This window comes from Nocardiopsis listeri (genome assembly GCF_020741345.1).
Taxonomy (GTDB): domain Bacteria; phylum Actinomycetota; class Actinomycetes; order Streptosporangiales; family Streptosporangiaceae; genus Nocardiopsis; species Nocardiopsis listeri_A.
This window is the reverse complement of record NZ_DYZD01000099.1, coordinates 1-7,958: the sequence shown is the minus strand read 5'-3', so window position 1 is coordinate 7,958 and position 7,958 is coordinate 1. Positions and strand designations below refer to the sequence as shown.

Here is a 7,958-nt window from a genome sequence, read left to right as displayed (position 1 = left end):
CATGTCGTGTGGCCGGATCCGGCCACACGACACCCGGGTACGGATACTCGGTGATCCGTCACCCTCGGACGTGAGAATGGTGCCGACGACCGACCCGCCACGACCCGCCACGGCAGGAGACTCCCATGCGCTGCAGCTACATCAGGCTCCTCGTCAACGACTACGAGGCATGCTTTCGCTTCTACTCCGACATGCTCGGTCTGTCCGTCCTTTGGGGTGACGAGAACAGCCGCTACGCCGAGTTCGACGTGGAGTCGGGCACACGACTGGCCATCAACCAGCGCGAGGTCATGGCCGAGGCCCTGGAGACCGACACCGCCGACCCCGAGCTCCCCCACCAGGACCGACTGGCGGTGATCTTCGAGGTCGACGACGTCGACGGAACCGCGGAACGCCTGGTGAAGGACGGCGCCCGCCAGGTGATGGAGCCGCGCGACTGGACGGCGTGGGGCATCCGGGCGGCGCACTTTCGCGACCCGGACGGCTACCTGCTGGAGATCAACCGCCCGCTGATCCCGGTGGTGGACCCGGGGGAGCCGGTGAGCGAGGTGAGCCTGCCCGAGGACTGACGAGTGCCGCCTCAGGCGGCCACGTGTTCCACCAGGAGTTCGTTGACACGATCGGCGCGCTCCACGCCGAGAAGGTGCGCGGCCCCGGAGACCACCTCGAACCGGGCCCCCGCGATCCCGTCGGCGAGCCTGCGGCCGTGCCCGGGCGGAAGCAGCGGGTCGTGCGCGGCGGAGACGACGGTGGTGGGCACCCGCACCCCCGAGACCAGATGGCGCTGGTCCATGGTCTGGACCGCGTCGCAGATCGACGCGTACGCGGCCGGGTCGATCCCGTCGAAGTCCTCGGTGAAGCGGGCGGCGACCTCGGGTCGTTCGTCGGTGAGGTCGGGGGTGAACCACGGCAGCACCACGTCGGCGGTGACCGACTCCATGCCACCGGCTCGCACCCTGGCCGCGACGCGATCCCAACGGTGCATGACGGGTGTGCGCGGCGCGGCCGCCATGAGCGCGAGGCGGTCCAGGGCGCGCGGGGAGTTCGCGGCGATCCACAGCAGCAGTGAGGCACCGAACCCGGCGCCGGCCGCGGACACCCGACTGACCCCCAGGTCCTCCAGGACCCCCAGCACGTCCAGGGCCAGGTCCTCGATACTGCACGGGCCGTCCGGGGCCGGTGAGTGGCCGTGGCCGCGGTGGTTGATCCGCAGCACACGACGGTTGAGGGTGAGTTCGGGCATCTGTGGCTCCCAGACCGACATCTTGGTCCCGAACGGCGGCACGAGCAGCACCACGGGCGCGTGTTCGGGGCCGTCGAGTCGGTACTGGAGCGGAATCAAGGCCATGAATCCTCCGGGTCGCCGGACCGCCAGGTTATCCGGAGTGCTTTCGACGGTGCCATAGAAGTCCCGAGCTCATCGGAAGTGGCGGACAGAACCTGACCGCCACGCTTCCTAGTGTCGAGTCCAGCGAGACCGACACGACGAAGGGGTTCCCATGACTGCGACGATCACGCGGGCGAACGGCCGGGTCGACGTGGAGCGGGAGGCGCTGTTGGGCTTCCTCGCCCAACAGCGCGCGTTCCTGCTCACCACGCTCGAAGGGCTGGACCAGGAACAGGCCACCACGCGCACGACCAAGAGCGCGCTGCACCTGGCGGGCCTGGTCAAGCACGTGAGCGAGGCCGAGCGCGGGTGGATCCGATTCATCGAGGAGGGCCCGGCGGAGATCGACTACGAGGCCCAGGAGACCTACGACTTCCACGAGGACACCTTCCGACTGGTCGGCGACGAGACCCTGGAGGGGGCTCTGGCCGACTACGCGAAGACCGCGAAGGCCACCGAGGAGTACGTGCGCTCCCTGCCGGACCTGGAGATCGCCAACAAGCTGCCCGCGGCTCCGTGGTTCCCGGAGGACGCCGAGTGGACCGCGCGTGACGTGCTGTTGCACCTGATCCGGGAGACCGCCCAGCACTGTGGTCACGCCGACATCATCCGGGAGTCCCTGGACGGGCGGAAGACCATGGGCTGAGCCGGCCGGAACCCCCGGCACCGGCACCCGCGCACAACGACGGGGCGGGACCACCGGTAAGTGGTCCCGCCCCGGACGAGGTGGCGAGAGTCGCCTCCGCATCCCCCCTCAAAGTACGGAGGCGACCCTCGCTCTGGGAACGGTCTGCGACTCCTCCCCCCTGGAGTCGCGACCTTTAAGGTCTGCCCGCGGAAGCGATCTTGTCGTTCCGCGTTGATACAAACAGTACCCACCACCCCCACGGATAACAACCCTCAGTTACGAGAAACTACTTAAAGTGATCGCCATTACTCGGGTGATGAACGCCCAAGCGGCTGTGGCCATCGTCAACCAGGGGTCATGAGCCACCTCCCCGAACCCGCGCATAGCCTGGACAGGTGAGTTCACCTCTCCTCAGCCCACGCTGGCTCGGCATCCACCTGGCGGCCGTGCTCGTGGCCATCGTGTGCGTGGCCGGCACCTACTGGCAGGGCACACGCGCCTTCGAGCCGGACCGTGACGTCATCACCAACCCGGTGGAGGACCTCGCGGACTCCATCACGGTCGACGAACTCGGCGAACCCGGCGAGTACCTGCACCCCGACCTCACCGCGAACACCGCGGTCGAGGCGACCGGGCGCTTCGACGCCGACTCCCAGGTCCTGGTGCCCCAGTACCTGGACGGCACCGAGGGTTACGCAGTGGTGATCCCCTTCGTCACCGAAGAGGGCGTCGCGATGCCGGTGAACCGAGGCTGGACCGAGGACCCCGACGCCGTCCCGGCGGCGCCCGAGGGCGACATGACCGTCACCGGATGGCTTCAGCCCCCGCAGGAGACCTCAGAGGGGTTCGTCCCCATGGGCGCTCCCGAGGAGGGCACCGTGGAGCGGATCGCCCCGTCGGTACTGGTCTCCGAGTGGGACCAGAGGCTGTACGCGGCCTACCTCACCCTCCCCGAGAGGGAACCCGCGGTCGACGGACTCAGCGCCATGCCCCCACCGGACCCACCGACCGGGTTCACCATCAACTGGCGCAGCCTCAGCTACACCGTCCAGTGGGCGATGTTCGGGGTGTCCGCGCTGGTCTTTTGGGTCCTCCTCATGCGCCGTGAACTGAAGGAGGCCCGCACCCGGGAATCGGGCGGGGCCTCAGATGACGGGGGACCGCGGACGGATCAAGGGGTGGGCGCGGGTTCCTGACTCCCGCCCTTCGCGGACGCGGCCCGCTCCTCCTTGGCCCGCTCCGACTTCACGACGCGGTGCTCGACCACGAAACCGAGGATCGGGATGGTGCCCGCGAGCACCACGCCCAGGGTGCGGCCGGCGCCCCAGCGGCGGTCGAGCGCCACCCACAGGACCACCAGCACGTAGAGCATGTAGATGTAGCCGTGCGGCATCGCGATGAAGAGCATCAGCGGGGACTCGGGGCCGAACCAGCGTTCCAGGCCCTGCGGCGCGGGCGCGAGGGCGAACATCGAGGTCTCGCCGACCAGGTACTTGGCGGGCATGGCGATGAAGGTCAACCCGATGAGGAAGACACCCGTCACGTAGGCCAACACCCGGTACAGCCCGAACGACACACGCCTGTTGTCCACTGCCAACACACCCATTCCAACGACTGGCCCCGAGGAGGGTCGGGTCCCCTCCATCGAGGCTAAGCGGTGCCGGCGACCTGTGGTGTTCGGGGTGGCCGTGGCCGTCCGATCTCACATTCTCGGCGTCGGACCTCACCTGTCCTTGTTGGAGACGCGGACGGGGCTGCTCCACCGACCGTCGGACTCGGCCGTCCAGGCCTTCGGGATCATCCGCAGCGAGATGTAGGAGTCCACGATCCGGATCGGGAAGAAGAACAGCCCGTAGAACAGGTACGAGGGCCTACGCCGGATCATGGTCATCATGCAGGTGAGCATGTAGTCGGGCACCAGCAGACCGATGGCCAGCGCCGTCAGTGGCAGGAAGGCCGTCACCGCGGTGAACGAGTCGGTGAAGAACGGGATACCCGTGAGCATGTCGCCGGCGAACGTGCCGAGCAGCACGAACGCCGCGACGGCCACCGTGACGAGGAACAGCAGCGAGACCAGGACGACCTCGAACACGTACAGCGCCAGGCACAGGCAGAAGAGGCCGGGCCACAACCTGTGCCTGCGCAGCGTCTGCCAGAAACCGAGTGTCCAGCGTCCCACCTGCTTGCGGTAGTCGCGGAAGGTGAACGGGTCCTGGCTGAAGGCCTTGGTGTCGGGGTTCATCGAGACCCGGCCGAGGCGCTTGTGGTGCACCTCGAAGGTCATGTTGAAGTCCTCGATCACCAGCCCCGGCGGGTTCACGGTGATCTGTTCGAGCGCGCGGCTGCGGTAGACGCTGGCGAAGCCCGGCACGATGAAGGACACGTTCAGGCGCTTCCACGTCTGACCGAAACGCATGAAGTACTGGAGCATGAAGTACAGGCGGTCCCGGTAGGCCGAGATGACCCGTCCGACGACGTTGCGCTCCCGCGGCTTCCACTCGGAGACCACGAAACCGGCCACGGCGGCGACGTCGGGGTCGGCCAGCTGCCGTTTGGCGCCTTCCACGTATCCCGGATGGAGTTCGGTGTCGGCGTCCAGGATCAGTACGCCGTCGTAGTTCTCGGTCAACGCGAACTCCTCGATGACCGCCTCGATGGCGCCCGCCTTGCCCCGGTTGGTGAGGAGTTCGAGGACGTTCACACCGGTCTTCGCGGCGATCTCGGCGGTGGAGTCCTTGGAGGAGTCCGAGACCACGTAGATGTCCCAGCGGTTGAACAGACCCAGCGCCGAGGAGATGGCCGCGTCGATCACCGGCTCCTCGTTGTGCGCCGGGATGATGACGGCGATGGTGATGTCGTCCGGATCGGTCGCGACGGAGCCGCCCCCCGATGGTGTCCGGATCAGGGTCCCCTCGTCGTCGCCACTTGTGGCCACGACGGTTTCGCCGGTGTCACCACCACCGGCTCCCACGAGCACCTTTTCGCGTTCGTGGCCCCGGGCCAACGCGCGGTTCCTCTTGTGCTCCGGATCGCGGCGCAGAGCCGCCCTGGCACCGTCCTCGGTCAGCCGGAGCAGGCCCATGACGGTCCACAGCAGGAGGTTGAGCCCGAAGGCCATCCACAGGAACACGTAGCCCAGGGCCCCCAGTCCGGAGGCGGCCGCCATGCCCGTGGCGAAGTCGAACCAGAAGACGAAGAGAGCAACGGCCAGCACCAGGGCGATCAGCCCGGTCAGCAGGCCACCGATGAAACGCGCGATACGCACAGCCCTAGGACTCCTCCGACAGTTATCGGTTTCGGACCGACATTAACCCGCAAAGTCGGTGTTAGGTTGACGCCCTACGCGACCGGTAGGTTCACCCGGCTTCGCGTCCTATGTAGGCCACGCAAATCGTATACATGGGCTTGCGTGAAGTGGTAACCATTAGAGGATATTTGAGGCGAACCGGCGACAGTCAACGTCACTGGAATATCCGATACGGCTTAGTAGTCGGAAAGGCCTCGCCTCCCCGTGACCCAACGAGAGAAGGAGAATGCCCGGCGTGATCGGCGACTCACGTTCCCCATCGCCGGATCCTGCCCACCCCGACCACGGCAGCACCCGACAGCACACCTCGCTCACCGGCGACGACCCTGGTCGGGCCACGGTGGCGATCCACCAGCCGCACTATTGGCCCTGGTTGGGGCTCATCGACAAGATCGACCGATCCGACCGGTTCATCATGCTCGACACGGTCCAGTTCGAACGCCGTGGATGGCAGAACCGAAACTACATAGCGGGGCCCGGTAAGCCGGTCCTGCTGACCGTCCCGGTGGAGCAGGCGAGCAGGGCCGAACTCATTCGGGACAAGAAGATCGACAACACCCAGAAATGGAGGATGAAGCACTACAGGGCACTGGCTGAACACTGTTACCGCAAGGCCCCGTACTGGGACGATCACAAAGACGAAATCGCTCACCTGTACGAGACCGAGTGGGAGGATCTCGCAGATCTGTCCATCGCGACCACACGCATGCTGATGCGCGGTTTCGGTATCGACACACCGATTCTGCGCGCCGGGGATCTGGGGGACTTCCCCGGGTCCAAGAGCGAGCTGCTCGCACAGATCTGCGCGAAGGCCGGGGCGAGCACGCTGCTCGCAGGTGAGGGATCCAAGGGCTACATGGACCCCGAGATCACGGACCGCTACGGAGTGGACATCGAGTGGCAGGGCTTCCGACACCCGGAGTACCCGCAACGCACTCGTAAGGGCGCCGAACCGTTCGTCCCCCGCCTGGCGGCGATCGATCTCCTGCTCAACGCCGGACCGGACTCGCTGCACGTACTCCGACAGGCAAGAACCCGCGACTGACCCACAGGTCGGCACATCGGGTCACCGCCCTCCCGGACCGCGGCACGAGGTCGAGAACGGCCCGGGTAACCACCGATCGCCCCCCACATTCGGCAAAGGACGGGAAACCGACATGACGATGGACTGGTCACAGGAGCGTCTCCTGGTCTACTCCCCTCACCCTGACGACGAGACCCTCGGTTGCGGCGGCCTGATGAGCAAGGCCAAGCGTGCGGGCGCGGAGGTCTACGTCCAGTTCATAACGGTCGGCGACACCGCGGACCAGTCCCCGAAGGGCTTCTCCACGGCCCAGGAGCGCCACACCGAGATCAAGAAGGCCTCCGAGCACTTCCACTGGGACGACTGGCACATGGCCCTGCCCGGCGACTCGAACCACTTGAGGCTCGACGGCGTCCCTCGCGTGGAACTGGCCCAGATCGTCGAACAGCAGAGCCCGCTGTCGATCGCGCGGCTCCGACCCACCGTGGTGCTCATCCCGCACCGCACCAGCTACAACCAGGACCACCAGGCGACCGCAGAGGCCGTCCACACCGCCCTGCGCCCCTCCAACAACCGGCTGCGTCACCACCCCGGGTTGGTGATGGCCTACGAAGAGGCGGCCGACCAGTGGCGAACCGAGCCGGTGGAGTCTCCCAACCTCATCGTCGAACTCGAGGAGGAGGACCTCCTGACCAAACTCCAGGGCATGGAGCTGTACGGATCACAGAGCCATGAGCACCCGCACACCCGTTCCGAACTCACCCTGCGCAGCCTCGCCGTCCTCAGGGGCATGCAGGCCGGGGTGGCCCTCGGCGAGGGCTACCACGTGCTACGACACCTGGCCTGAACGCCTCGGAAGGCACCAGAACTCCCCCACCCGTCCCCAGCGCACCCATCCCCCACGAAGTAGAGAAACCGATCAACGCCCGCAGTGGAGGGGAAACCATGAAGGCTGTCATCACCGGCGGAGCCGGGTTCATCGGCTCACACCTGAGCGATCACCTGGTCGCCCAGGGACACGAGGTCATCGCGCTCGACGACCTTTCGACCGGATCACCGTCCAACGTGTCCCAGTTGCAGAACTCACCGGCGTTCCGTTTCGTCCAGGGCGACATCCTGGACCGGGAGCTGGTGGACGAACTCGTCGCGGAGGCGGACACCGTGTTCCACCTCGCCGCCGCGGTGGGTGTCTACAACATCGTCGACAAGCCGCTCCAGTCCCTGCGCACCAACCTGCACGGGACGGAGACCGTCGTGGAGGCCGCGGTCCGACACCGGGTCCCCTACATGGTCGCCTCGACCAGCGAGGTCTACGGCAAGAACGACGCCGACGGTCTCACCGAGAACGACGACCGGATCTACGGCTCGCCCATCAAGAGCCGCTGGTCCTACGCCGCCGCCAAGGGCCTGGACGAACTGGTGGCCCACGTCTACGGCAAGGAGTCCGGGGTCCCGTGCGTCATCACCCGTTTCTTCAACGTGGTGGGGCCCCGACAGACCGGTCAGTACGGCATGGTCGTCCCACGGTTCGTCGACCAGGCCTTGAGCGACGCGCCGATCACGGTGTACGGCACGGGTACACAGCGCCGCTGCTTCGGCTCGGTCTTCGACG

General features: G+C 66.8%; 9 protein-coding genes. 6 read left to right on the top strand and 3 right to left on the bottom strand.

Annotation, left to right across the window (positions count from 1 at the left end; all coding sequences use genetic code 11):
* Positions 1–125: 125 nt before the first annotated feature.
* Entirely contained in the window at positions 126–569 is a 444-nt protein-coding gene (locus K8V84_RS06225) for a VOC family protein (protein ID WP_304071608.1), read from the top strand.
* 11 nt (positions 570–580) lie between these two features.
* Here the strand turns inward: K8V84_RS06225 and K8V84_RS06220 are convergent, their stop codons facing one another.
* The gene (locus tag K8V84_RS06220) at positions 581–1,348 is read right to left on the bottom strand and encodes an alpha/beta fold hydrolase (protein ID WP_304071606.1); all 768 of its coding nucleotides are present in this window, start codon (positions 1,346–1,348) and stop codon (positions 581–583) included.
* A gap of 151 nt (positions 1,349–1,499) precedes the next feature.
* Between K8V84_RS06220 and K8V84_RS06215 the strand changes: the two genes are divergently transcribed.
* Positions 1,500–2,033: a DinB family protein gene (locus tag K8V84_RS06215; RefSeq protein WP_304071601.1), complete on the top strand. Its 534-nt coding sequence runs from the start codon at positions 1,500–1,502 to the stop codon at positions 2,031–2,033.
* 377 nt (positions 2,034–2,410) lie between these two features.
* Positions 2,411–3,211: an SURF1 family protein gene (locus tag K8V84_RS06210; RefSeq protein ID WP_304071598.1), complete on the top strand. Its 801-nt coding sequence runs from the start codon at positions 2,411–2,413 to the stop codon at positions 3,209–3,211.
* On the opposite strand, the gene K8V84_RS06205 is transcribed toward K8V84_RS06210, so the two are convergent.
* Positions 3,187–3,621 (bottom strand): DUF3817 domain-containing protein, encoded by a 435-nt coding sequence (locus K8V84_RS06205; protein ID WP_304071596.1) that lies wholly within the window; start codon positions 3,619–3,621, stop codon positions 3,187–3,189. The two genes, K8V84_RS06210 and K8V84_RS06205, sit on opposite strands and share 25 nt — an antisense overlap.
* 117 nt (positions 3,622–3,738) lie before the next feature.
* A complete protein-coding gene (locus K8V84_RS06200) occupies positions 3,739–5,280 on the bottom strand; it encodes a glycosyltransferase (protein WP_304071593.1) in 1,542 nt (513 codons plus the stop codon).
* 268 nt (positions 5,281–5,548) lie between these two features.
* Here K8V84_RS06200 and K8V84_RS06195 point away from each other — a divergent pair, with 268 nt between their 5' ends.
* The 3 genes from K8V84_RS06195 to K8V84_RS06185 all read left to right on the top strand — a co-directional run.
* Positions 5,549–6,367, top strand: a complete 819-nt coding sequence (locus K8V84_RS06195) for a WbqC family protein (RefSeq protein WP_304071590.1) — start codon at positions 5,549–5,551, stop codon at positions 6,365–6,367.
* Between the two features lie 112 nt (positions 6,368–6,479).
* Positions 6,480–7,193, top strand: coding sequence for a PIG-L family deacetylase (locus K8V84_RS06190; protein WP_304071587.1), 714 nt, complete (start codon positions 6,480–6,482; stop codon positions 7,191–7,193).
* Between the two features lie 98 nt (positions 7,194–7,291).
* A partial coding sequence (locus K8V84_RS06185) for an SDR family NAD(P)-dependent oxidoreductase (RefSeq protein ID WP_304071584.1) occupies positions 7,292–7,958 on the top strand: 667 nt, incomplete at its 3' end.

Bases quoted from the DNA above. Each gene is read 5' to 3' on its own strand.
- K8V84_RS06225 (WP_304071608.1), top strand. From the start codon at position 126: ATGCGCTGCAGCTACATCAGGCTCCTCGTCAACGACTACGAGGCATGC.
- K8V84_RS06220 (WP_304071606.1), bottom strand. From the start codon at position 1,348: ATGGCCTTGATTCCGCTCCAGTACCGACTCGACGGCCCCGAACACGCG.
- K8V84_RS06195 (WP_304071590.1), top strand. From the start codon at position 5,549: ATGCCCGGCGTGATCGGCGACTCACGTTCCCCATCGCCGGATCCTGCC.
- K8V84_RS06190 (WP_304071587.1), top strand. From the start codon at position 6,480: ATGACGATGGACTGGTCACAGGAGCGTCTCCTGGTCTACTCCCCTCAC.
- K8V84_RS06205 (WP_304071596.1), bottom strand. From the start codon at position 3,621: ATGGGTGTGTTGGCAGTGGACAACAGGCGTGTGTCGTTCGGGCTGTAC.
- K8V84_RS06215 (WP_304071601.1), top strand. From the start codon at position 1,500: ATGACTGCGACGATCACGCGGGCGAACGGCCGGGTCGACGTGGAGCGG.